Raw genomic sequence first — 22,196 nt, forward strand, 5'->3', positions numbered from 1 at the left:
CGGCTCGGGGGTCTCTCACCGGGAGGCCCCCGCGCCGTGTGCGCCCGTCACGGCGGCCAGTCGGCGCACGTCGTCGAGCAGCCGGGCCTGGTGCACGAGCGAGGGGTCGGCCCCGGTCCGCCCGTGCAGCACGGCGTCCGCGAACGCGGTCAGCGTGTTGGCGCACTGGTCGTCCGGTTCGAGGACCAACTCCTCGGTGTGCGCGCCCCGTTCGAGCCGGATCACCGGCGCGTGGTCGGCCGGCGGGGTGAACGCGCGGTCCACCGTGATACGGCCCTCCGTGCCCAGCAGCTCGTAGCGGGAGGTGTAGGCGTGGTCCAGGCCGAAGACGAGCTGACCGACGACCCCGTCGGGCCGGTACACCAGCGCCCCTCCGGCGACGTCCACACCCGAGGCCTCCTCGTACCGCAGGGACGATCCCACGACCTGTGTCGTGGGGCCGAGGAAGTACAGCGCCGCCCGCACCGGGTAGGCGCCCACGTCGAGCCGGGCGCCGCCGCCCAGGGCCGCCTGGTAGCGGATGTCCGAGCGGTCGCGGGGCGGTATGGCGAAGGCGGCAAAGAACGCCCTCGGTTCGCCGATCGCGCCGCTCTCCAGGAGCCGGCGGACCCGTCGCTGGCGCGCGTGATGGAGGAACATGAAGTTCTCGTGGAGCACCAGCCCGGCCGCCCGCGCCCGCGCCACGAGCGCCTCGGTGACCGCGGGGTCCGCGGTGAGCGGTTTCTCCGCGAGCACGTGCTTGCCCGCCGCCAGGGCCCGCTCGACCCATTCGGCGTGCAGTGCGGTGGGCAACGGCACATAGACGGCGTCGACGTCCTCCCGGGCCAGCAGCTGCTCGTAGTGCGCCGCCGGCCGTCCGCCGAACCGGGCCGCCACCCGCCCGGCACGCTCCGGGTCGCGGCTGGCCACCCCGGTGAGCGAGAGCCGGGGAAGCCGGGCCACCGCGGGCAGCACCCGGCGCAGGGCGATGTCCGCGCAGCCCAGCAGCCCCAGCCGGACCGGCGGCCCGGCGGCGGCTGTCATGCCGAGCCCTCCAGCGCCTGCAGCGGCTCCCAGGAGCCGGGGTGCTCCCGGTACCAGGAGACGAGGTCGGCGAGTCCGACGTCGAAGGACCACCGGGGCGCGTACCCCAGCTGCTCGCGGATCTTGCTGTCGTCTATCGAGTAGCGCAGGTCGTGGCCCTTGCGGTCCTCCACGTACCGGACCAGGTCCCAGTCCGCTCCGCACAGCTCCAGCAGCCGGGCGGTGACCTCGCGGTTGGTGAGTTCCGTGCCGCCGCCCACGTTGTAGATCTCCCCGGCCGCGCCCTTGGTGAGGACCAGCTGAATGGCCTGGCAGTGGTCGTCGACGTGCAGCCATTCCCGGGAGTTTGCCCCGTCGCCGTAGAGCGGGACGGACAGGCCGCTGAGCAGGTTGGTGATGAAACGCGGCAGGAACTTCTCGGGGTGCTGGCGCGGACCGTAGTTGTTGGAGCAGCGGGTCACGCGCACGTCCAGACCGTGGGTGCGCCAGAAGGCACGGGCGATCAGGTCGCTGCCCGCCTTCGACGCCGCGTAGGGGGAGTTGGGCAGCAGCGGCTCGTTCTCGTCCCAGGATCCGGTGGCGATCGAGCCGTAGACCTCGTCGGTCGACACGTGCACGACCCGGTCCACGCCGACCTCCACGCAGGTCTCCAGAAGACACTGGGTCCCGCCGACGTTGGTGCGCACGAACTCCGCGGCGGACCGCACCGAGCGGTCGACGTGGCTCTCCGCCGCGAAGTGGACCACCATGTCGTGGCCTGGCAGCAGCAGCCGCAGCAGGTCCTGGTCGCAGACGTCCCCGCGGACGAAGAAGAGCCGGGGGTCGTCGGTCGGCAGGTTGTCCAGGCTGCCGGCATAGGTCACCTTGTCGAGCACGGTGACCTCGGCGTCCTCGTAGCCGGGGTACGTCCCGGCCAGCATGGACCGCACGTAGTGGGATCCGATGAAACCGGCCCCGCCGGTCACCAATACCTTCATGTCGCCACCTCCGCTTGGGCGTGATCACCGACGATGAGCCGCGACGGCCGGGTGCCGTCCGCGGCGCTGAGTTTGGCCCACCGTCCGATGATCGAGTGACGCAGGGCGGGCACACTGTCCACCGCCGCGCCCTCCAGCAGGATCGAGTCCGTCACACCCGCGCCGCTGACGACGCACTCACGGCCGACCGCGACGCCGGGCCCGATGGCGCTGTCCGAGATCACGCTCCCGGCGCCGACGACCAGCGGGCCGACCAGCCGGGACCGGATGACCTTGGCGCCCGCCTCGACGACGACGGACCCCTCGACGGAGGTCTCGGCGTCGATCTCGCCGTCGATCCGCGGTCCGAGCCGGGCCAGCAGCTCCCGGTTGCAGTCCAGGAGGTCCTCGGGACGGCCGGTGTCCTGCCAGTAGCCCTGGTACTTCTCGGCGAGCACCGTGCCACCGCTGTCCAGCAGGTGCTGGATCGCGTCGGTGATCTCCAGCTCGCCGCGGCCGCTCGGGCGGATGGCGGCGACCGAGCGGTGGATCGCGGCGGTGAAGAAGTACACACCGATGACCGCCAGGTCGCTCTTGGGTTCCGGCGGCTTCTCCACCAGCCGGAGGATGCGGCCGTCGGCGTCCAGTTCCGCGACACCGTATGCCCGTGGGTCGGGCACGCCGGCGACGAGCACGGTCGCGTCGCACCCGGACGCCCGGAACGTCTCGGCGGCGGCCACGATGCCGTCGGCGAGGATGTTGTCTCCCAGGTACATCACGAAGTCCTCGTCGCCGAGGAAGCCGGCGGCGATGGCGATGCAGTGGGCCAGGCCGAGCGGGGCCTGCTGCCTGATGTACGTGATCTCCAGGCCGAGGTCCGCCCCGTCGCCGATGGCCGCCCTGATCTGATCGCCGTGGTCGCCGACGATGATCCCGACCTCGCTCACCCCGGTCTCCCGGATCTTCTCCAGGCAGTGCCGGAGCACGGGCTTGTTGGCCACCGGGAGCAGTTGCTTGGCCGTCGAGTATGTGAAAGGCCGCAATCGCGAGCCTGTTCCTCCGGACAATACAAGCGCCTTCATGCCGGGAAGCCTGCGGACCGCCGCTCAAGCCCCGGTCGACACTGGCTCGCGCCGTGACCCCGAGCGTGGGAGGCCGCGCGAAGAGGCGGGGTGCTCGGCCGGCGTTCGACCGTGCCTCGAGCCGGGCGGGCGACGGTGTCCGATATGACACTGGCGCATGGTACGGCGACGCAGGCGGCCGGCGAACTCCACGACCACGGTCCGGCAGACGGCTTCTGGGACTTCGCGCGGCCGGCCGGCGGCCCGGTCGCCGGTATCGCCGAGTTTCGGCACTGGTTCACCCGGCAGGCCCGGGCCCACCGGTACGCGGTCGACCGCGTCCCCTTCTCCGCGCTGTCCGGATGGCACTTCGACGCCGACGGCGACCTGGTACACGAGTCCGGCGGGTTCTTCGCCATCTCCGGCCTGCGCGTGCGCACCGACTTCCGGCGCCCGCGCGCATGGACGCAGCCGGTGATCGTGCAGCCCGAGATCGGCCTGCTGGGCATCCTCGTCAAGCGTTTCGACGGCGTACCGCACCTGCTGATGCAGGCGAAGATGGAGCCCGGGAACGTCAACACCCTCCAGCTGTCGCCCACGGTGCAGGCCACGCGCAGCAACTACACCGGCGTGCACCGGGGCCGGCGCGTGCCCTACGTGGAGTACTTCATGGGGCCGCGCCGGGGCACGGTGCTCGCCGACTCCCTCCAGTCGGAGCAGGGCTGGTGGTTCCTGCACAAGCGGAACCGCAACATGGTGGTCGAGACGCGGGACGAGGTGCCGTTGCTGGACGGCTTCAGCTGGCTGACGCTCGCGCAGCTCGGCGAACTGCTGAGGACCGACAACCTGGTCAACATGGACTCGCGCACCGTGCTGTCCACCCTCCCCTGCGGAGAGCCCGCGCCGGGGCTGGTCGACACGGTCGCGGACCCCTACCGGCGAGCCGCCCTGCGCTCTCTCGCGCCGCGGTACGGGTCCGTGCACACGCTGCACGAGGTGCTGCGCCGGCTCACCGACAGCCGGGCCCGCCACGAGTTGGTGCAGCGCCGCGTGCCGTTGCGCGATGTCCTCGACGAGGGACCGTGGCGGCGGACGGAGACCGGCATCGCCCGGCCCGACGGACGGCACTTCGAGGTGATCGGGGTCGATGTGCGCGCCGAGCGGCGCGAGGTGGGCCGCTGGTCGCAGCCGCTCATCGCACCCGTGGCGGGACTGTCGGGGCTGTTCGTCAAGCGGATCGACGGGGTTCTCCACCTGCTGCTGGAGGCACGCGTCGAGGCGGGCACCCTGAACGTGTGCGAGTACGCGCCGAGTGTGCAGTGCTCGCCCTCCCACCAGGGGGCCGGCGAACGTCCCGAACTGCTGGACCGTCTGCTGTCGGCGCCGCGCGAGCGGATACGCTACGACGCCGTGCAGTCCGAGGAGGGCGGCCGGTTCCACCACGCGGTGACCCGCAACCTGATCGTCGAGGTCGACGACGCGTTCGCGACGGTCGAGCCGGAGGGCCACTGCTGGGTGACGCTGCACCAGGCGCAGGCACTGCTGCGGCACAGCAACTACCTCAATGTTCAGGCCCGTACGCTCATCGCCTGTCTGCAGCTCGGCCTGTTCTGAGACCACCGCCGGCCGCACCACGGTCCAGTCCGGCTCAAGGGGGGTTCGACCCCCGCGGCCTAGCGTCGCCCGTATGCGAATCCTCTTCATCTCGGGTGGCAGCCGGGGCGCGGTCTTCCCGTTGGTCCCGCTCGCCACCGCAGCGCGCAACGCCGGTCACGAGGTCTTCGTCGGCGTCACCGAGAACACCCTGCCCGCGGTGGCGAGCGCCGGCCTGCCCGGCGTCGCCCTCGCCACCGGCACGATGCCGCAGTACATGTACCAGGACCGCGAGGGGAATCCGGCCGTCGAACCGGACGACCCGGAGGAGTGGAACCTGTTCAACGGCCACGGCATGGGCCGGCTCGCGGCGGCCAGCCTGGAGGGCCTGGTCCCGCTGATCGAGCGGTGGCGGCCGGACGTCATCGTCGGCGGTTCCCTGTCCTACGCCGCCCCCATCATCGCCGCGCACTTCGGGATCCCGTTCGTGCGGCACTCGCTGAACATGGGCGAGCCGGCCAACATCGACCTCGGCGCCGCGGCCGAACTCGCCCCGGAGCTGGAGAAGTTCGGGCTGCCGGACATCCCCGGCGAGGACCTGTTCATCGACATCTGCCCGCCGAGCGTGCGCCCCGCGGACGCCATCCCGTCGCAGTCGATGCGGTACGTGCCGTACAACACGCACAAGAAGCTCGACCCGTGGATGTACACCCGGCCCCAGGTGCCTCGGGTCGTGATCTCGGCGGGCAGCCGGGTCACCCCGGACTACGAACTGCCCGCGCTGCGCGACCTGGTCGAGAAGGTCCAGCCGCTCGGCCTCGAGATGATCATCGCGGTGCCCGACGAGGTCGCGAACCTGCTCGGTCCGCTGCCCGACGGGGTGCGAGCCGGCTGGCTGCCCGTCGACGTGCTGATGCGCTCCAGCGATCTGCTGGTGCACCGCGGCGGCGGCAACACCATGCTGTCCGCGATGACCGCGGGCATCCCGCAGCTGGTCATCCCCGCCATGCCGAAGCAGGTCGGCATGACCGAGAACCTGGTCGAGTACGGCGCGGCCAAGATGCTGATCGACGGGGAGGACACCGCCGAGGCCATCGCCGAGGCATGCCAGGAGCTGCTGAAGGAGCCCTCCTACCTCAAGCGATCGCGGGACATCGCCCAGGAGATCGCGGAGCTGCCGAGCCCGGCCGAGGTGGTCGACGTCGTCGCGGCACTGGCGAAGGGCAACGCCGCGTGACGTCCCTCGACGACGTGATGGCGGGCGGTGTGGCCGGTGCGGCCCGCCGCCCGGCCTTCCTCGACGACTTCTCCGGCGGCCTGGACGCGCACGGCGTCGGCGCCCGCTGGGAACTGCGCGCGTCGGGTGCGCTGCCCGACGGCGACGCGGCGGTGACGGCCACGCCCGGCGGCCTGGTCGTGGACCCCACCGCCCGGCACCCCGAGACCGGCGAGCCGAGCTGGGCATTCGGCGCCTCGCCCGGGACCGGTGAGGACCACATGCGGTGGCGCGCCATTCCCCGCCGCACGGCGTCCTCCGGTTTCCCCGGTTTCGACGTGACCGACACACTCACCGTCCACAGCGAGATGGGGGCCGAGGCCTTCGGTGTGGCGCGGCATCCGTTCGGTGACGCCGTCGCCGATCCGGACACCGATCCGCGGCTCGCGGCGGGCGCGCTGATCGCGGCCGACGTGGAGACCCGCCTGGTCCTCAACCTCTCGCTGACCAACCGCCGCGTCTACGCCCTGTACGAGCGCTTCCCGCAGGGGCCGGACGACCCGACGGCCTTCTGCCGTGCCGTTCCGGTCGCCGACCGCGTCCCCGGCCAGGTGCACCGCCTCGCCCTGGCCTACGACCGCACGGCGGGGACCGCCCACTGGTGGGTGGACGGCGTCGAGGTGCTCACCGTCGACCGCCTCGGCAGCCACGGTCCCGACCGGGGCCGGCTGCTCCTCGGCGCGCACGGCCGGGAGGAGGCGATCGCACCCCGGCAACTGCTGACGGGGTACGCCTGCTTCACACTGCTCAACGCGGGCGGCCCGGACGGCGGGCCCCCGCTGGAACCTCTGGGCGGCAGCGCGGCCCGGCCGTCCCTCTGGGGCCAGGGCGTACGCCTGACGCTCCGCGATTTCGGCGTGTACGTCACGGACTGACCGCGGCGGCACGCACTCGGGGCCCTCCCACCGGACGTACCGGCGGGAGGGCCCCTCGTCGTGCCCGTTACGGGTCAGCGCAGGTGGTACTCCCCCGGCCGGACACGGCGGGTGCGGGTCCAGTACTCCAGCGTGGTGAACGGCCAGTTCTGCGCCGAACGGCCGGCCGCCCGGTCGAAGGTCCAGTTGCTCACCGAGGAGAACCCCCAGGCCCGCTCCGCGTTCGCCTCGTCGACCCGGGCGTTGTACTCCTCGTAGACCTCCCGGCGCGGCTCCAGCGAGCGGTGGCCGCCGGTCAGCAGCAGGCGCAGGGCGTCCAGCAGGTAGGTGGTCCCGCACTCGGAGAAGTAGAAGATGCTGCCGCCCTGGCCGGAGAGGTTGGTGTTCGGGCCGTACAGACAGAACAGGTTCGGGAAGCCGGGGATGGTCAGCCCCAGATAGGCGCGGGCGCTGCCGCCCCACATGGTGTGCAGGTCCACGCCGTCCCGGCCGGTCACCTTCATCGGCATCAGGAAGCGCGAGGCCTCGAAGCCGGTGCCGTACACCAGGACGTCCAGCTCGTGGTGGCGGCCGTCTGCCGTCCTCACACCGGTGGGCGTGATCTCCTCGATGGCGTCGGAGACCAGCGTGACGTCGTCCCGCTTGAGGGTGCGGATCCAGCTCCCGTTGTCCCGCAGCACCCGCTTGGCCCCGACCGGGTAGCGGGGCAGTACCCCGGGCAGCAGTTCGGGGGCGTCGGTCAGCTGGCTCTCCAGGGCCCGGGTGAGGGCCACCCGCATCTTCTCGTTCAGCGCGGAGACGGCGCGTTCCGTCGGCGGGTAGGCCCGGTCGACGATCCACGCCTCCAGCACCCCGCGCAGTCCCGGCGCGAAGAGCCAGAACCGGTACCAGTCCGCGTAGTACGGCACGTGCTCGAACAGCCAGCGGGCGCCGGGCGGTACCGGCTCGTGGTAGTGCGAGGTGGGCCGCAGCCAGGGCGGTGTGCGCTGGAACACCCGCAGTTCGGCCGTCTCCTCGGCGATCTCCGGGATGAACTGGAAGGCGCTCGCGCCCGTGCCGATCACTCCGACGCGCCGGCCCGCCAGCTCCACCGAGTGGTCCCAGCGGGCGGAGTGGAAGGCCGGGCCGCGGAAGGTGTCCCGCCCGGGTATCGCCGGCAGGCTCGGTCGGGACAGCTGTCCGACGGCGCTCACCAGCACGGTGCACTCGACCCGCTCGGGGCCGTCCGGGGTGTCCAGTGCCAGCGACCACCGGCCGCGTTCCTCGTCCCAGGCCGCTTCGCGCACCTCGGTGCCGAAGCGGATGTGGTCGTACAGGCCGAAGCGCTTGGCCACGTCCCGGAAGTATTCCAGCAGGACGTCCTGGGTGCAGAAGTACTCCGGCCAGTCGGTCCTGGTGGCGAACGAGTAGCTGTAGAGATGGCTGGGCACGTCGACCCGGCACCCGGGATACCGGTTGGCGAACCAGGTGCCGCCGACGTCGCTGTTCTTCTCGTAGATCTCGAACGGCACGCCGGCCTGGGCGAGCCGGTGAGCGGCCAGCAGACCGCTCATGCCGGCTCCGATGATGCCCACCCGCATGTCGCTGTCCGGTGCCAGGTCCCGCAGGTTCCAGCCGGGGGCCTTGGGGTCGGCGCCCGGCGCCGTCACCTCCTCGGCGATCAGCGGCAGCAGCTCCTCGGCGTCCTCGCCCATCGCCCAGGAGGTGATCGCGTGCAGCAGCTCCGGTCCGGGCGGGGGCGGCGCCACGCTCCCGCCGTCGCGGTGGCGGACCAGCGCGCGTAACGCCAGCTCGCGTGCCGCGGACTGCTGTTCGGGGGTGAGGCCGCCCTGCGGCAGGGTGAGCCATCCGCTGGGTCCGGAGTAGTCCCCGAGGAAGGTCACGTCCCCCGTCAGATGTGCCACCGCCATCAACAGGGCGGGTATCTCGGCGCTTTCGAGGTGGGCCCGGATGACGTCGTCCGCGGCGGTGATCGGCGCGAACTCGGAGTTGACGCCCATGGCCGCTCCTTTCCATGTCGGTACGCGGGTGTGCGCGGTGCCTGGTCAGGAGCGGACGATGTCGAACTGGCCCATCATGCCCATGGCTCCGTGGTCGATGAGGTGGCAGTGGTAGTAGTAGCGGCCCAGGTAGGGGTAGTCGAAGCCCACCTGGATGCGGGCCTTCTGGCCCGGCATGACGCTCACGATGTCCTTGAGGCCGGCCTGGCCCGGGGCGGGTGGCGTGCCGTCGATGTCGAGGACACGGAAGTCGACCAGGTGGATGTGGAAGTTGTGCGGGATCTGGTCGATGTTGCTGATCTCCCATATCTCGGTGGCACCCTGCCGGACGGTGAAGTCCACCCGGTCCATGTCGAACTGGCGACCGTTGATGAGGCCGGCACCGGTCGCCGGGTCGAGGGTCAGCGTGAAGGTCCGGGTGACCGTGGGCGTGCCGAGGGCGGGCAGCGTGGCCAGCTTGCCGGGCACCCGGCTGGTGTCCCGTGCGGTGTCGCCGACGTCGAACCGCATGATCTGGGCGGTGGTGTCCGTCGGGAACAGGGTGTTCTCCAGCACGATCCGGGTGCCGGAGGCGTATCGGGAGAAGTCCACGACGATGTCCGCCCGTTCACCCGGCGACAGCGGCAGGCTGGTCGTCGTGACGGGTGCCGGCAGCAGCCCGCGGTCGGTGCCGATCTGCTGGAACGAGTCACCGTTGGAGAGCTTGAACTCGAACGGGCGCAGGTTGGAACCGTTGACCATCCGCAGCCGGTACTTGCGGGCGCGGACCCGGAAGTAGGGCTGCGGTTTGCCGTTCACCAGGATCTGCGGGCGCGAGGTGAACAGGTGGTCGAAGTAGAGGGAGCCGTCGTCGTCGAGGCCGACGTCACGGATCATGACGGGCACGTCGTAGCCGCCGCTCGGCAGGCCCAACGCGTCCTCGTTCGCGTCGCCTATGAGGTAGAAGCCCGACATGCCGCGGTAGACGTGCTCGGCGTCGGTCATGTGGGCGTGGTCGTGGTACCAGAGGGTGGTCGCGACCTGCTGGTTCGGGTACGTGTAGGTCCGGGTGGCGCCGGGAGCGACCAGGTCCATCGGACCACCGTCGTTCTCCGGGTCCACCACGGCGCCGTGCAGATGCATCGAGGTGCCCTCGTCGATGCGGTTGGTCTGCCGGATCACCACCGTGCGGCCGGACCGGGCCCGGATGACGGGGCCGGGCAGCGTGCCCCCGTAGGTGAGGACCGTCGTGTCCTTGCCGCGGATGATCTCGGTGACGGCCTGCCGCACGTCCAGCGTGTAGTAGTCGGTCTTGCCGGAACGGCTGGTGGGCTGCAACACCTCCGGTATGGGCATCGCCGTCTGGAAGGGAGTGATCGGGCCCGCCAGGGCGGGCACGGTGCCGGCGACCGGCTCGCTGTCCGGGCGCATGGTCCGCGCGGCCAGGCCGCCGGTCACCACCAGCGCGCCGCCCGTCGCCAGCATCAGCTTGAGCAGCTCTCGTCTGTTGTTCATCGTGCGTCTCACTTCGTGCTGTGTGTTCCCCTGGGGACCCCCGTCCGCCGGCCCGCGACTGCGCGACCGGCTTCCCCTTCATGGGATTTCAGGAGGGGAACACCTCTCCCCCGTACACACTGGCGGCGGCCTCGAACTGCAGGGCCACGTGCGTGGCCGCCGAGTTGACGTCCCGCCAGAAGCGTTGCATCGGACTGTGCTCGGACTGCCCGCTGGTGCCGCCGGCGCGGAAGAGCCGGTCCACCGCGGTCACCAGCTGCTGCACCGCGAGCGAGCAGTCGCGCAGGTTGCGCGCCGTCTGCAGCGGGCTGACGGCCGCGCCCAGGTCGGCCACGGCGGACGCCCGCTCCAGCAGCAGCCGGGCGGCGTCGATCTCGCCGGACGACCGGCTGAGCGTCTGTTCGTGCGCCGCCCGGTTGACCGGTGGCCGGCCCGGGACCGAGGCGGTCCGCAGCTTCTCGCCGACGTACTGCGACCAGGAGCGCAGCGCGCCCTGGGCCGCGCCGAGCGTCGGCGTGGCGAACGACAGGCCGTTGGCCGCCTGCAACGGCACGCTGTGGCAGGCGGCGGTGGAGTCCACGGCCCGTCCCGCGAACAGGTCCTCCCGGCGGAAGGCGCGTGCCGTGGGCACGACCACCTCGTCCAGCACCAGGGTGTTGCTGCCCGTGGCCCGCATGCCGACGCTGGACCAGGAGTCCACCACGGAGTACGCGGAGCGCGGGACGGCGAACATCAGCGCCTGCGGCTCGCCTCCGGTCGCGGCCATACCGGCGACCAGGGCCCAGTCGGAGAAGTCGACCGCGCTGATGTAGGGCCACGCGCCGGAGAGCCGCCAGCCGCCGGGCACCGCGGTCGCCTTTCCGGCCGGGCTGAGCGAGCCGACGACCACGGTGTCGGGGCCGTCGGCCCAGATCTCCCGGTAGCCCTCGGCGGGCAGGAACGCCGCCATCCGGCCCAGGTTCGCGAAGAGCGAGGCACACCAGGCGGTGGCGGCGCAGGAGGCGCCGACGGTGACGACGGCCTCGCTCAGCTCCGTGAAGGTCCCCGCGTTTCCGCCCGCGTCGACCGGGACGAAGTGCCGGGCGAAACCGGCCGCGATCACCTGCTCGACCACCTCGGCGTCGAGCCGGCGGTTGGCCTCCGCCGCGGCCGCGCTCCGCTCGGCTGCCTGCGCGACGTCCTTCGCGGCGGACAGCAGACCGGTGTTCGGAAGGGTTCGCTCGGGCATCCCTGCACACTCCTTGGTCTCGCTGGTGGCGCCGACCCTGGCGAGCGGCGGTGGAAGGTGGCTCGAACCCGGCTGGAACCCGCCCCGCCCGGAGCTGGCGCGAGCCCCGCTCAAGTCGTCCTCGACCGGAATTGCCTATAACCGGACCGGTGTTGCGCGCATACCGTTGTCGGTGCGGTGGCCGCGCTCGGACGCGGACACCCCGACGACCCGGACGCAGGGAGACAGGGTGCGGTGGGCTGTGGAGGACCTGATCGGCGTATGGAGCCTGATCGCCTACGTCGACCTCGACGAGGAGGGGGGCAGCCACGAGGGCCCGCTGGGCCCCGACCCCCGGGGCCTGCTGATCTACGGCGACCACGGGCACATGTCCGTGTCGATGATGCGCGGCGACCACGCGACCGCTCCGGCGTCGGCCACGGTGTTCATGGGCTATGCCGGCACCTGGCGGCTGGTCGACGGTGTGGTCAAGCACGACGTCACCGTGAGCGCCCATCCCTTCCAGGTCGGCACCGAGCTGACGCGGGAGGCCGAACTCGACGGTGACCATCTCGTGTTGCACGGGGTCGCGGTCATCGACGGCCGACCGCGGCGCCGCAGGCTGACCTGGCGGCGGGTGCCCGCCCCCGTCCCGGCACAGCGTCCGGCCGGCACGTCCTTCGCACAACCTCGCTACTAAGGAGCACAGTCCTTGAAGGCAGTCATCGCCCAGTCGTACGCCCCCGTCGACCAGCTCGCGGTCACCGACCGGGCGGCCCCCACGCCCGGCCCCGGCCAGGTGCTGGTGCGGGTGGAGGCGGCGGGGCTCAACCCGATCGACGTCATCCTGATCACCGGCCGGCTACGCCAGGTGATGCCCGTCGAACATCCCTTCGTGCCCGGCATGGACGCGGCCGGCGTCGTGGAGGCCGTCGGTGAGGGTGTGACGCGCTTCGCGCCCGGCGACAAGGTCGTGGCGTTCACCCACGACACGACGGGCACCCTGGCCGAGCTGACGCTGGTCGCCGACGGTCCCGGGCTCGTCCACCGGCCCGATTCCGTGGACGCGGTCAGCGCGGCGGCCTTGCCGGTGTCCGGGATGACCGCGGCCGCCCTGCTGGAGGCGTCCGGTCTCACGGCCGGCCAGAGCGTGCTGATCGTCGGCGCCACCGGCGGGATCGGCACCTATCTGGTGCAGTTGGCGGCCGGCGTCGGCGCCGAGGTGATCGCCACCGCGCAGCCCTCGGCCCTCGACCACGTCCGCGGACTCGGTGCCGCGCACGCCGTCGACTACACCTCCACCGACCCCGTCGCCGAGGCGCTGCGGCTCTTCCCGGGCGGCGTCGACGTGGTCGTCGACCTCGTCAACGGCGGCCCCGCGGTGGAGAAGACGGCGGCCGCGGTCCGTCCGGGCGGCCGGCTGGTCTCCTCGATCGGCGTCCCCGAGACCCTCGAACGGGACGTGACGCCGGTGCACGTGGGAGTGGAGAACGGCATCGGCCGGCTCGAGGAGCTGGTCGCCAAGGTCGCGGCGGGCGAGCTGACCGTCCACGTCGGCGGCACGTACCCGCTCGCGGACGCCGCGCAGGCGTACGGCGACTTCGCCGCCGGCAAGCACCCCGTCGGCAAGGTCGTCATCACCGTCTGACGCCGGATCCGGCGCCGGACGACGTTTCCCGGACAGGACGGTGCCCGGCCGCGCGGCGGCCGGGCACCGCGCTCCGCCCTCCCCGGAAGGTCTGCCGTGGCTTACGACTACGACCCTGAGCTGGCCCCCTGGGCGGCCAAGTTCCCGGCCGTCGACTACCGCGATCTCGACGCGGCGCGCACGCTGCTGCGCGCGGCGACGGACAACGCCCCGGCCTACGAGCCCGAGCTACCGGTGCGGGTGACGGACCGGACCGTCCCCGGGCCGCCCGGCGCCCCCGCGGTCCCGGTGCGCCTCTACCGTCCGGCCGGGCGGACCGGGCCGCTGCCCGCGCTGCTCTATCTGCGCTGGGGCGGTTTCGTCTTCGGCGGCCTGGACTCCATCCACTCCACGGCGCTGCGGCTCGCCGACCGGGTCGGTACCCTCGTGGTGTCGGTCGGTTACCGCAACGCCCCGGAGGATCCCTATCCGGCCGCCCTGCTCGACTGCTACGCCGCCCTGGAGTGGACGGCGCGCAACGCTGTGGAACTGGGCGTCGACCCGGACCGTATCGGGGTGGGCGGCGAGAGCGCCGGCGCCGGTCTCGCGGCGGCACTGACCCTGCTGGTCCGTGACCGCGGCGGGCCACGGCTGAGCTTCCAGTGCCTCTTCCAGCCGGAGCTGGACGACCGGCTGGACACCCCCTCCGCCCGTTCGTTCACGGACACCCCCAAGCTGGACCGCGACGGGGCGCGGTCGACCTGGCGGTACTACCTGACGGGGACCGCCGAACCGGGAACCGGCGCGGTCCCGGCGCTCGCCGCCCCGGCCCGCGCCGACGATCTGCGCGGCCTTCCCCCCGCCTTCGTCATGATCTGCGAGTTCGACCCGCTGCGGGACGAGGGCATCGGGTACGCCCACCGGCTGATCCAGGCCGGTGTGCGCACCGAACTGCGTCACTATCCGGGAACCTTCCACGGTTCCGTGGCGATCGACGCGGAGATCTCCCGCCGGATGATCGCCGACCAGGTCCACGCCCTGCGTCTGGGCCTGCGCGCCTGACGGGCCGCCGTCGGCCCACCACGACACGACCACTGCCGGGGCCCGTCCCCGTTGGAGAAGGTGAGCGCGTTTCCATGGCACGCAAGAGGAGCCTGAAGCGGCTGCTGACAGCCGCCGCCCTGTGCTGCGCGGCGGTGACCGGTACCGTTCCGGCGGCGTCGGCCGCGGGCGACCGCGGAGCGGACCCGACCTCGTACCGCATCACATGGGACGACTTCCGGGGTGGTTTCTCCTCCTCGGGTCCCGACGCCCGCTGGGCCTTTCCCACGATCGGCTCCTTCGTCACGGACGACGGGAGGACATCGACCTCCGGGGACGGTCTCCACCTCGTCTCCGGCGGCGTCAATCCGGCCACGGGCGAGCCGGCCTTCACCCACACCGTGGGCCAGGAGAACAGCGACGGCTCGGGGCTGCCGGGCAACCTGGACCACGTCAAGTGGCTGGCGTTCACCAACCACACCTCGTCGGCGGGCTACCAGGGCTTCGACGCGGAGCCCGGCCGGGTGCTCTCCTGCGAGACCTGGATGTCGGGCCGGACCTACGGCACCCGAGCCCACCCGTTCGGGGGCCGGGTGACCGATCCGGACGACGACCTGCGGCTGGCCTCGGTGGGCATGCCGGTCCTCGACCCCGAGACGTCGATGATCTTCGACTTCTTCGTGACGAACAAGCGGGTCTACGCCTTCTACGAGCGGGTCCCCGACAACCGCGCGACGCTGGGGAACTACTCCGCCTTCACCTACGCGGTCCCCGTGGCGTCCACCGCGGCGGGCCGGGAGCACCACTTCAAGATCTCCTACGACCGGTCCGCCGGCGTGGTGCGCTGGGTGCTCGACGGGCGCGTGGTCTTCACGGTGGACCGCATCGGACACCGCCTGCCGTCCCGGAAGTACATGATGCTCGACAACGGCGGCACCGACATGACGGCGGCGCCGCGCCAACTCAGCTGCGGCATGGGCCTGTTCACCATCATGGACGGCGGCCGGCCCGGGACCTCCGACGCCTCGGCCCTGATCCGGCTGACCAACGCCCCGGACCACTACTACGGCCCGCGGGTCGGCGCTCCGACCCCGCAGACGTTCTACGACAACGCCAGCGCGCCCGGCAACCGGCTGTTCGGCCAGGGCGCCGGACTGGACATGAGCCGCTACGTCGTCTCCAGCGTCCCGGTGGCGGCGGCCGACGCCGATCACTGATCCGGGCATGGTGAAGGGGCGGTCCGCCTGTGCGGACCGCCCCTTCACCATTCGTGGGTCAGTGGGTGCCCTCGACGGCCGCGGCCGCGTAGGACAGGGTCGTCCTGCTGTTGTTGCCGAGCGCCTCGCGGATGTAGGCGCGGGCATCTTCGAGGGTGCTGCCGGCGCCGAGCACCTCGGTCACCGCGTCCGGGTTCAGGGCCACGGTGTGCCGGGCGGTCGCCACGGGTCCCTCGTCACCGTCGGAGAACGTCCACAGGCCGCTGTGTCCGAGCAGCAGCCTCGGCATCCGCAGCTGCTTGTAGGCGATCCACTCTCCGTCCTGGCACACCCGGAACGATCGGGTCGTGTGGGTGGAGCCGTCCGCCGTCACGGTCTCCATCTCCAGTTCCTGGACACCCGGGGACGGCTCCCCGAGCCGCACGTCGGCGACGTGCGGCAGCCGCTCGGCCCACAGGTCGGCGCGGTGGACGAAGTCGTAGGCCTCGGCCACGCCCGCGCGCAGCGGCAGGACGTCGGTGAACGAGAAGACCACCTCCGACAGCGGGTGGCCGAGGCCCGACAGCCGGGCGAGCGCGCCGAGTTCCTCGGGGCTGTTGCGGTCCAGCGCCGCCTTGATCGCGGCCAGCGTCCGGGGGCTGTCGTCCGCCGGGACGAAGTCGTGCACCAGGACGATCCGGCAGTGTCCGTCGGGCAGCTCCTGGAAGATCCACTCACCGCTCATGGAGGCGAACGGCGGCCGGCTGTGCTCCTGCCGGAAGGTGATCCGCAGCTCCTCGGGGTGCAGGGTGCGCCGTGAGATCCAGCTGGTGACCTGGTCGTTGACCACGGCCCACAGCTGGAAGCGCTCCTGTCGCGGGGTGCGCTCGAAGTGCCGTACGTACACGGTCGGCCCGAACACCGCGGGCCACAGGGTCACGTCCGCCACCAGGTCGTAGAGCGTGCGGGGAGACGCGGACACGGTCAGGGTGTGTTCGGTGCGGTGCCGGTTCGTCATGGACGGGGAACTCCTTCGGTCTGCCGGGCGGCGCGGAACGACGACGGTGCCCGCACCCGCGTCCTGCGGGTACGGGCACCGTCGGAAGAGGGGGAAGGGGATCAGGCGGTCGCGGTGACGGAACGGTTGACCAGATCGAGCAGGGCGCGCGGGGTGGCGACCTCGGTGATCTCGTCGTCCGAGAGGTCCACGCCGTAGTCCTGGGTGATGCGGGCCGCTGTCTCCATCATCGCCAGCGAGTCGTAGCCGAGGTCCTGGAACGTCATGTCGAGGATGTCGCCGCCGAGGTCGGCCGCGTCGTCCTCGCCCGCGCACGCCACGAGGACGCGGCGCAGGTCTTCGATGTCCATCGTTGCCATGGGTGGTGATTCCTCCTGCGTTGTCGCCTGTTCAGTGGGTCGGGGCGGTCACGACGAGGGCCGAGTTGAACCCCCAGCGGCCGCGGCCGAGGATCAGGACCGCCTTGACGGGCACGCTTCGTGCCTCGTGCCGGACCACGTCGAGCCCGTACTCCTCCGGCACGTCGGTGGTGTGCGCGGTCGCCGGTACGACCTGGTCGCGGATGCTCAGCAGGGCGGTGACGACGTCGACCGGGCCGCCGCCCGCGTACAGCCGGCCGGTGAGGGCCTTCGGCGCGGTCACCGGGACCGCCTTCGGTCCGAAGATCCCGGTGATGGCCTGCGCCTCGGCACGGTCCAGCTCCGGCAGACCGGCCGCGTCGGCGAACACCACGTCGATGTCGTCGGGCCGCAACCCGGCGTCGGCGAGGGCGAGTTCGGCGGCCCTGCGCAGCGTGGGCGGCCGGTCGGAGCCCGGCCGTGGGTCGAAGGTGGACGCGTAGCCGGCGATCTCGCCGTAGATCTGCGGGGCGCCGCGCCGGGCGGCCGAGTCGGCGTCCTCGACGATGAGGATGCCGCCGCCCTCTCCGGGCACGTACCCGCTCGCCCGGCGGTCGAACGGCAGGTAGGCCGTCGCCGGATCGTCCTCGGTGCTGACCCGGCCGCCGGCCAGCTGCGAGGCCCAGCCCCATGGATCGAAGGCGGAGTCGACCCCGCCGGCGAGCACCAGTTCGGTGCCGTTGCGCACGGTACGCCGGGCATGCCCGAGGGCGTCGAGCCCCCCGGCCTGCTCGGCGACGAGGGCGGCGCTCGGCCCGCGCATGCCGTTGCGGATGGAGATCTGGCCGGTGTTGACCGCGTAGAACCAGGCGAAGGACTCGTAGACGCTGACGAACTCCGGTCCCTTGCTCCACAGTTTGCGGAACTCGCGGTGGGTGAAGTCGAAGCCGCCCAGGGAGCTGGAGGTGACCACGCCCATGCTGTAGTCGGCAAGCGTGTCCGGACCGACGGCGGCGTCCGCCAGCGCCCAGTCGGCGGCGGCGAGCGCGTACCGGGTCGACACGTCGGTCTGCGGCAGCAGCCTGCTCGGCAGGTGCTCCTTGGCGTCGAAGTCCGTGATCTGGCCGGCCAGCCGGGAGGCGTAGCCCGACGTGTCGAAACGGGTGAGTTCGCCGATGCCGCTCTCGCCGTCCAGCACGGACTTCCAGTGCTGGTCGCTGCCGAGCCCGGTCGGCGCCGCGACCGCGATTCCGGTGATCACCGTGGCGCTCATGCCGATGCCCCCTTGGGACGGTGGAGGACCATGGCGCTCTGGAAGCCGCCGAAACCACTGCCGACGGTGAGGACGGTGTCCACCCGCTGTTCGCGCGCGGTCAGCGGCACGTAGTCCAGGTCGCACTCGGGATCGGGAGTGTGCAGGTTGGCCGTCGGTGGCACCACGTTGTGCTCGATGGCCAGGGCGCAGGCGGCGATCTCGATCGAGCCGATGGCGCCGAGCGAGTGCCCGACCATCGACTTGATGGAGCTCACCGGGACGTCGTAGGCGTGCGGGCCGAGGCTGCGCTTGAACGCGGCGGTCTCGTGCCGGTCGTTCTGCTTGGTGCCCGATCCGTGGGCGTTGACGTAGTCGATGCCGGTGGGGTCGATCCGGGACTCGTCGAGCGCGACCCGGATCGCCTCGGCCATCTCACGGCCGTCCGCCTTCAGGCCCGTCATGTGGTAGGCGTTGCAGCGGGTCGCGTAGCCGCCGACCTCCGCGTAGATGCGGGCGCCGCGGCGCACCGCCCGCTCGTACTCCTCCAGGACGAACATCGCGGCGCCCTCGGCCAGGACGAACCCGTTCCGGGAGCCGTCGAAGGGCCTGGACGCCCGGGCCGGATCGTCGTTGCGGGGAGTCGTCGCCTTGATCGCGTCGAAGCAGGCGACGACGATGGGCGAGATCGGCGTGTCCGCGGCACCGGCCAGCACGATGTCGGCGGAGTTCTCCCGGATGAGCTGGACGCCGTAGCCCACCGCGTCGAGTCCGGAGGTGCAGCCGTCCGACACCATGGCCGCCGGGCCCTCCGCGCCCACCGCCCAGGCGACCTCGGCGGGCATCACGCCCGGGCTCAGATAGTCGAACATGTGCGGGGACATGTAGTCCGCGTCGACGAGCCACTCGCGGCCCGCGTCCGACATGACCAGGTACTCGTTCTCCAGGCTGGTGGCGGAGGCGACCGCGCTGCCGAGGCCGACGCCGATCCGGGCCGGGTCGACGTCGTCGAAGTCCAGCCCGCTGTCGGCCACCGCGTCCCGGGTGCAGACGACGGCGAACTGGCTGGCCCGGTCCATCCGGCGGATCTCCCGGGGGCTCAGCCCCTCGGCCACCGCGTCGAAGTCCACCTCGCCCGCGACGCGGGACCGGAAGGCGCCGGCGTCGAAGGCCGAGATCGGGCGAGTGGCGGTGCGCCCTGAGGACAGCAGGTCCCAGAACTCCTTCGTTCCGGAGCCGCCCGGGGCGCGGACACCGATACCAGTGATCACTACACGTCTGGTCATCGGGCACTCCGGGCGCGAGTGGAGCCGGGGCGGTGCCGCGTGGGCCCGTGCCGCAGCCGGCCGCGGCTTCCCTCCATGCAGAACATCGCAGTTCGTTCCTTTCGCGTGACGGAGCTCGCGCTCTCCGGCGAAACCGCGCCGAAGGTCTCAGCAGGCTCGCTCCGACTGCTCGAGCCGGGCTCGAAGAAGAGTGGACGTACCGGATGGGCCGATCCCCGGGGCAGCCGTCGGGCCGCCTCCCAGGACCCGTGCGCCCGCCCGGACGCCGGGTGGTGACCACATGTCACCCCTGCCTCGGCCGACGGGAGTCGCCGTGCCACGTCCGCGCTTCCCCTCGAACGGGTAGTGGTGGGATCCTCTCGTCGTCTTGTCGTCTCGGCATGCCTCGGGAGGGCTGATGGGTCTTGCCCCGGACGGGACCGTCGTGTTGGACGCGGCCGGAATGTGCGAGGACGGGCACGGGGGGTGGGCGGCGGTCCTGAACTACGGGTCCCACCGGCGTGAGATCAGCGGCAGCGGCACCGGTACGACGTCCCACCGGATGGCGCTGACGGCGGTCGTGGAGGGTCTCGCGGTGCTGACCCGGCCGTCGCGGGTGCTGATCCGGGTGGCCGACGAGGCCCTGCACGCGAAGCGCGCCCAGCACCGCCCGCCCGACGAACCGGACCTGTGGCGGAGACTGCGTCCGCTGCTGGCCCGGCACGACGTCGCATGGGATGACACCGCCGAATGGGCGGACGACGGCGACGAGTTCGGCGAGGACGACGCGGAGGCGGTGGTGGCGCCCGGCGAGCTGGCCGCCGAACTGGCCCACCACCAGCGCCGCGGCGCGGTGCTCAGGGCCGGCGCGCGGGGCGAGCGCACCACGCTGGCCGTCGCCCTGTCGCGGTTCCTGCTCGAGCGGTGGGACGACAAGCACGCCTTCGAGGAGGCCGACGAGGTCGTCTCGACGCTGCGCTTCAGCATCGGCTGGTACGGCGACAAACCATCCGGCGAGATGGCGCCCGCCGAGGTCGTCGACGAACTGGGCGCCTTCTTCAACAGCACGCTTCCCCACAAGCAGCACGCCTCGCCCCACGAGCTGCGCACGGCACGGCGTGTGGTGACGGACCTGCTGAACTGGCTGGTCGCGAACGGTCACCTGGACGCCGACGCGGCCCGGCTCCGCCTCGCGGACATCGACATCACCGTGGACGAACGGGCCGTGCTCAAGGAGTTCGTCGACGCGTTCGGCGACGACGATCTCGTCTCCTGGCCCGACCGCTCCCGCATCGAGGACAGCGTCGACAGCCAGTACCTGACGATCACGGAAGTGACGGCGGGCTCCCTCACCTTCAAGGACTACGACAGGGGGTACGAGGAGGAGGACGACTGCCCGGTGGTGGGTCCCGTCCCCGTACGCCCCGAGATCGCCGCCCGCGCCCGGCCCGGCTGGCGAATCCTGCTGTCGGCGGTAAAGGTGAGCGGCCGGTGGAGACTCGTACAGGTGGTCAGCGGGGACGCGTGAGCCCGGTGTGAGTCGGGTTTGCTCGAAGGGATGCCGACCGCCCTGCGAGGCCCGGCAGCCGGACCGCCATGGACAACGTCGGCGCAGGTGAGGGGCGGGTGGCTGGGCGGGGAGGGGGAGATCGAGGATCATTTGCGAGGGCGACCGTCGGCAGTCGTGCGTCAGCTCCGGCGCCGGGCGGCGCCCCGCCGGTCCCCGGGCAGTTCCCCCTCCTGGAGCAGAAGTCGCCGGGTAACGGTTGAGAACGGCCGCAGCGGATGGGGCGGGGCTGGGCGCATACTGGAGGGGATGACTAAGCCTGCTGCACAGAAGCGCCATCTGGCGACCAGTCCCTTCAAGGCCCCGGACACGCGGCCCCCCAAGCACTTCGCCGTCGGCGATCAGGTCACCCACGACATGTACGGCCTCGGCCGGGTGATCGGCGTCGAGGACGGAATCGCCGCGCTCGTGGACTTCGGTTCCGCGCAGATGCGGATCCTGAGCCCGTACGCGAAGATGACCAAGCTGTAGAACCGCTGTGCCCGGTCACGGCACACCCGGCCCCTTCGGGGTGCCGTCACGAAGGAGAGACCTCTCATCGATCTGACTTCGCTGTTCTCCGCTCCGGACGGGCAGCCCCGCGCTTCCGCCGCGGCCTCGCCTCCCCCGGCGACCAACCCCTTCCAGGCCCCGGACTTCGGGGACGACGACTTCTTCGCGTTCGAGGACGCGCAGGAGACGGGCTCGGGCGGGCACGCGGGGCGTACGGCGGCGGCCTAGCCCTTCCGCGGGACCATGCGAGCGTGGTTCGGCGGTCGGGGTCGTCCGCGGTACCGCGCCGAGGCGTGCGGCCGTGTCGGCCGACTCCGTCAGTTCGGTGTCGTGGGAGTGGCCTTCTTGCGGGCCCGGTAGGCGGCAGCCTTGATCTTGTTGCCGCACGAGTCCATCCCGCACCACTGCCGGCGCGTGCCCCGCGAGCGGTCGATGTAGGTGCGGGTGCACTCCGGGTTGCCGCACTCCTTGAGCAGGGGCACGTCCGGGCCACCCAGCAGCTCGACGGCGTGGCGCGCCACGAGCGAGAGGGCCTCCTGCGGTGTCGCCTGCGTCCATCGCCCCGACGGGGTGAGCTGAGGCACCGCCGGCGAAGTCCGGGCCGCGTTGTTGAGGACGGTCAGCGCCGCCCTGTCGTACGCCTCCCCGAGCCGGCGGCAGGTGACCAGGCGGTACACCGCTTCCCGCACGGTCTTCGCCTGCTCGACGTCGGCGTCCTCGGCGGGCGAGACCGCGTCGACGATGCCCGACTCCAGGTACCAAGCGGTCAGCCTGTCCGGCGTCGCGAACATCTCGAAGCGCGCCGAGCGGCGTGCGCGGAGCGTGGCGGCGAAATCGAGGGCCGGGTTCCCGCAGACGAAGACGTGGTCCAGATTCACATCACCATTCTGACAGGTGACTGCGGGCCCCGTCAGC

Annotated in this window: 20 protein-coding genes; 9 read left to right on the forward strand and 11 right to left on the reverse strand. The window is 71.9% G+C overall.

What is annotated here, in order from left to right:
• Positions 1–15: 15 nt before the first annotated feature.
• The 3 genes from ACIBA9_RS23260 to ACIBA9_RS23270 are packed head-to-tail and all read right to left on the reverse strand — an operon-like array spanning position 16 to position 3,061.
• On the reverse strand, positions 16–1,023 hold the full coding sequence (locus tag ACIBA9_RS23260) for a Gfo/Idh/MocA family protein (protein ID WP_399365782.1): 1,008 nt from the start codon (positions 1,021–1,023) through the stop codon (positions 16–18).
• Positions 1,020–2,000, reverse strand: a complete 981-nt coding sequence (gene rfbB, locus ACIBA9_RS23265) for a dTDP-glucose 4,6-dehydratase (RefSeq protein WP_399365784.1) — start codon at positions 1,998–2,000, stop codon at positions 1,020–1,022. Before rfbB ends, ACIBA9_RS23260 begins: the two co-directional genes overlap by 4 nt.
• A complete protein-coding gene (locus ACIBA9_RS23270; RefSeq protein WP_399365786.1) occupies positions 1,997–3,061 on the reverse strand; it encodes a glucose-1-phosphate thymidylyltransferase in 1,065 nt (354 codons plus the stop codon). Before ACIBA9_RS23270 ends, rfbB begins: the two co-directional genes overlap by 4 nt.
• A gap of 144 nt (positions 3,062–3,205) precedes the next feature.
• Here ACIBA9_RS23270 and ACIBA9_RS23275 point away from each other — a divergent pair, with 144 nt between their 5' ends.
• The 3 genes from ACIBA9_RS23275 to ACIBA9_RS23285 all read left to right on the forward strand — a co-directional run bounded on the left by ACIBA9_RS23275 (position 3,206) and on the right by ACIBA9_RS23285 (position 6,784).
• Complete coding sequence (locus ACIBA9_RS23275) at positions 3,206–4,654, forward strand: NDP-hexose 2,3-dehydratase family protein (protein ID WP_399365788.1); 1,449 nt, start codon at positions 3,206–3,208, stop codon at positions 4,652–4,654.
• A gap of 73 nt (positions 4,655–4,727) precedes the next feature.
• A complete protein-coding gene (locus tag ACIBA9_RS23280) occupies positions 4,728–5,870 on the forward strand; it encodes a nucleotide disphospho-sugar-binding domain-containing protein (RefSeq protein WP_399365790.1) in 1,143 nt (380 codons plus the stop codon).
• Complete coding sequence (locus ACIBA9_RS23285; RefSeq protein ID WP_399365792.1) at positions 5,867–6,784, forward strand: DUF6081 family protein; 918 nt, start codon at positions 5,867–5,869, stop codon at positions 6,782–6,784. Before ACIBA9_RS23280 ends, ACIBA9_RS23285 begins: the two co-directional genes overlap by 4 nt.
• Positions 6,785–6,858: 74 nt before the next feature.
• Here the strand turns inward: ACIBA9_RS23285 and ACIBA9_RS23290 are convergent, their stop codons facing one another.
• From ACIBA9_RS23290 to ACIBA9_RS23300, 3 genes are all read right to left on the reverse strand, one after another.
• Positions 6,859–8,784: a flavin-containing monooxygenase gene (locus tag ACIBA9_RS23290; RefSeq protein WP_399365794.1), complete on the reverse strand. Its 1,926-nt coding sequence runs from the start codon at positions 8,782–8,784 to the stop codon at positions 6,859–6,861.
• Positions 8,785–8,829: 45 nt separating this feature from the next.
• Positions 8,830–10,278 (reverse strand): multicopper oxidase family protein, encoded by a 1,449-nt coding sequence (locus ACIBA9_RS23295; RefSeq protein ID WP_399365796.1) that lies wholly within the window; start codon positions 10,276–10,278, stop codon positions 8,830–8,832.
• A gap of 88 nt (positions 10,279–10,366) precedes the next feature.
• Positions 10,367–11,506, reverse strand: a complete 1,140-nt coding sequence (locus tag ACIBA9_RS23300; RefSeq protein ID WP_399365798.1) for a hydrolase — start codon at positions 11,504–11,506, stop codon at positions 10,367–10,369.
• Positions 11,507–11,735: 229 nt separating this feature from the next.
• Here ACIBA9_RS23300 and ACIBA9_RS23305 point away from each other — a divergent pair, with 229 nt between their 5' ends.
• The 4 genes from ACIBA9_RS23305 to ACIBA9_RS23320 all read left to right on the forward strand — a co-directional run bounded on the left by ACIBA9_RS23305 (position 11,736) and on the right by ACIBA9_RS23320 (position 15,370).
• Positions 11,736–12,185: a lipocalin-like domain-containing protein gene (locus ACIBA9_RS23305; protein ID WP_399365800.1), complete on the forward strand. Its 450-nt coding sequence runs from the start codon at positions 11,736–11,738 to the stop codon at positions 12,183–12,185.
• A gap of 12 nt (positions 12,186–12,197) precedes the next feature.
• Positions 12,198–13,133: an NADP-dependent oxidoreductase gene (locus tag ACIBA9_RS23310; RefSeq protein ID WP_399365802.1), complete on the forward strand. Its 936-nt coding sequence runs from the start codon at positions 12,198–12,200 to the stop codon at positions 13,131–13,133.
• A gap of 96 nt (positions 13,134–13,229) precedes the next feature.
• Positions 13,230–14,174, forward strand: coding sequence for an alpha/beta hydrolase (locus tag ACIBA9_RS23315; RefSeq protein ID WP_399365804.1), 945 nt, complete (start codon positions 13,230–13,232; stop codon positions 14,172–14,174).
• A 74-nt stretch (positions 14,175–14,248) separates the two neighbouring features.
• Complete coding sequence (locus tag ACIBA9_RS23320; RefSeq protein WP_399365806.1) at positions 14,249–15,370, forward strand: DUF6081 family protein; 1,122 nt, start codon at positions 14,249–14,251, stop codon at positions 15,368–15,370.
• Positions 15,371–15,428: 58 nt separating this feature from the next.
• Here the strand turns inward: ACIBA9_RS23320 and ACIBA9_RS23325 are convergent, their stop codons facing one another.
• The 4 genes from ACIBA9_RS23325 to ACIBA9_RS23340 all read right to left on the reverse strand — a co-directional run bounded on the left by ACIBA9_RS23325 (position 15,429) and on the right by ACIBA9_RS23340 (position 19,243).
• Complete coding sequence (locus ACIBA9_RS23325; protein ID WP_399365808.1) at positions 15,429–16,367, reverse strand: aromatase/cyclase; 939 nt, start codon at positions 16,365–16,367, stop codon at positions 15,429–15,431.
• Between the two features lie 101 nt (positions 16,368–16,468).
• Positions 16,469–16,726 (reverse strand): acyl carrier protein, encoded by a 258-nt coding sequence (locus tag ACIBA9_RS23330; protein WP_362149949.1) that lies wholly within the window; start codon positions 16,724–16,726, stop codon positions 16,469–16,471.
• Positions 16,727–16,757: 31 nt separating this feature from the next.
• Entirely contained in the window at positions 16,758–17,978 is a 1,221-nt protein-coding gene (locus ACIBA9_RS23335; RefSeq protein ID WP_399365810.1) for a ketosynthase chain-length factor, read from the reverse strand.
• Positions 17,975–19,243 (reverse strand): beta-ketoacyl-[acyl-carrier-protein] synthase family protein, encoded by a 1,269-nt coding sequence (locus ACIBA9_RS23340; protein WP_399365812.1) that lies wholly within the window; start codon positions 19,241–19,243, stop codon positions 17,975–17,977. Before ACIBA9_RS23340 ends, ACIBA9_RS23335 begins: the two co-directional genes overlap by 4 nt.
• A gap of 397 nt (positions 19,244–19,640) precedes the next feature.
• On the opposite strand from ACIBA9_RS23340, the gene ACIBA9_RS23345 reads away from it, so the two are divergent.
• Positions 19,641–20,750, forward strand: coding sequence for a hypothetical protein (locus ACIBA9_RS23345; RefSeq protein ID WP_399365814.1), 1,110 nt, complete (start codon positions 19,641–19,643; stop codon positions 20,748–20,750).
• Between the two features lie 288 nt (positions 20,751–21,038).
• The gene (locus tag ACIBA9_RS23350) at positions 21,039–21,260 is read left to right on the forward strand and encodes a hypothetical protein (RefSeq protein WP_393899429.1); all 222 of its coding nucleotides are present in this window, start codon (positions 21,039–21,041) and stop codon (positions 21,258–21,260) included.
• A gap of 338 nt (positions 21,261–21,598) precedes the next feature.
• Here ACIBA9_RS23350 and ACIBA9_RS23355 read toward each other — a convergent pair whose 3' ends face one another.
• Positions 21,599–22,159, reverse strand: coding sequence for a CGNR zinc finger domain-containing protein (locus ACIBA9_RS23355; RefSeq protein ID WP_399365816.1), 561 nt, complete (start codon positions 22,157–22,159; stop codon positions 21,599–21,601).
• Between the last annotated feature and the right edge of the window lie 37 nt (positions 22,160–22,196).

Source organism: Streptomyces sp. NPDC051452 (genome assembly GCF_044454765.1).
Classification (GTDB): Bacteria; Actinomycetota; Actinomycetes; order Streptomycetales; family Streptomycetaceae; genus Streptomyces.

What these genes read in the sequence shown, in the direction of transcription:
- ACIBA9_RS23300 (WP_399365798.1), bottom strand. Translation starts at nt 11,506, where the DNA reads ATGCCCGAGCGAACCCTTCCGAACACCGGTCTGCTGTCCGCCGCGAAG.
- ACIBA9_RS23320 (WP_399365806.1), top strand. Translation starts at nt 14,249, where the DNA reads ATGGCACGCAAGAGGAGCCTGAAGCGGCTGCTGACAGCCGCCGCCCTG.
- ACIBA9_RS23260 (WP_399365782.1), bottom strand. Translation starts at nt 1,023, where the DNA reads ATGACAGCCGCCGCCGGGCCGCCGGTCCGGCTGGGGCTGCTGGGCTGC.
- ACIBA9_RS23330 (WP_362149949.1), bottom strand. Translation starts at nt 16,726, where the DNA reads ATGGCAACGATGGACATCGAAGACCTGCGCCGCGTCCTCGTGGCGTGC.
- ACIBA9_RS23325 (WP_399365808.1), bottom strand. Translation starts at nt 16,367, where the DNA reads ATGACGAACCGGCACCGCACCGAACACACCCTGACCGTGTCCGCGTCT.
- ACIBA9_RS23270 (WP_399365786.1), bottom strand. Translation starts at nt 3,061, where the DNA reads ATGAAGGCGCTTGTATTGTCCGGAGGAACAGGCTCGCGATTGCGGCCT.
- ACIBA9_RS23295 (WP_399365796.1), bottom strand. Translation starts at nt 10,278, where the DNA reads ATGAACAACAGACGAGAGCTGCTCAAGCTGATGCTGGCGACGGGCGGC.
- ACIBA9_RS23345 (WP_399365814.1), top strand. Translation starts at nt 19,641, where the DNA reads ATGGGTCTTGCCCCGGACGGGACCGTCGTGTTGGACGCGGCCGGAATG.
- ACIBA9_RS23290 (WP_399365794.1), bottom strand. Translation starts at nt 8,784, where the DNA reads ATGGGCGTCAACTCCGAGTTCGCGCCGATCACCGCCGCGGACGACGTC.
- rfbB (WP_399365784.1), bottom strand. Translation starts at nt 2,000, where the DNA reads ATGAAGGTATTGGTGACCGGCGGGGCCGGTTTCATCGGATCCCACTAC.
- ACIBA9_RS23335 (WP_399365810.1), bottom strand. Translation starts at nt 17,978, where the DNA reads ATGAGCGCCACGGTGATCACCGGAATCGCGGTCGCGGCGCCGACCGGG.
- ACIBA9_RS23340 (WP_399365812.1), bottom strand. Translation starts at nt 19,243, where the DNA reads ATGACCAGACGTGTAGTGATCACTGGTATCGGTGTCCGCGCCCCGGGC.
- ACIBA9_RS23280 (WP_399365790.1), top strand. Translation starts at nt 4,728, where the DNA reads ATGCGAATCCTCTTCATCTCGGGTGGCAGCCGGGGCGCGGTCTTCCCG.
- ACIBA9_RS23275 (WP_399365788.1), top strand. Translation starts at nt 3,206, where the DNA reads ATGACACTGGCGCATGGTACGGCGACGCAGGCGGCCGGCGAACTCCAC.
- ACIBA9_RS23350 (WP_393899429.1), top strand. Translation starts at nt 21,039, where the DNA reads ATGACTAAGCCTGCTGCACAGAAGCGCCATCTGGCGACCAGTCCCTTC.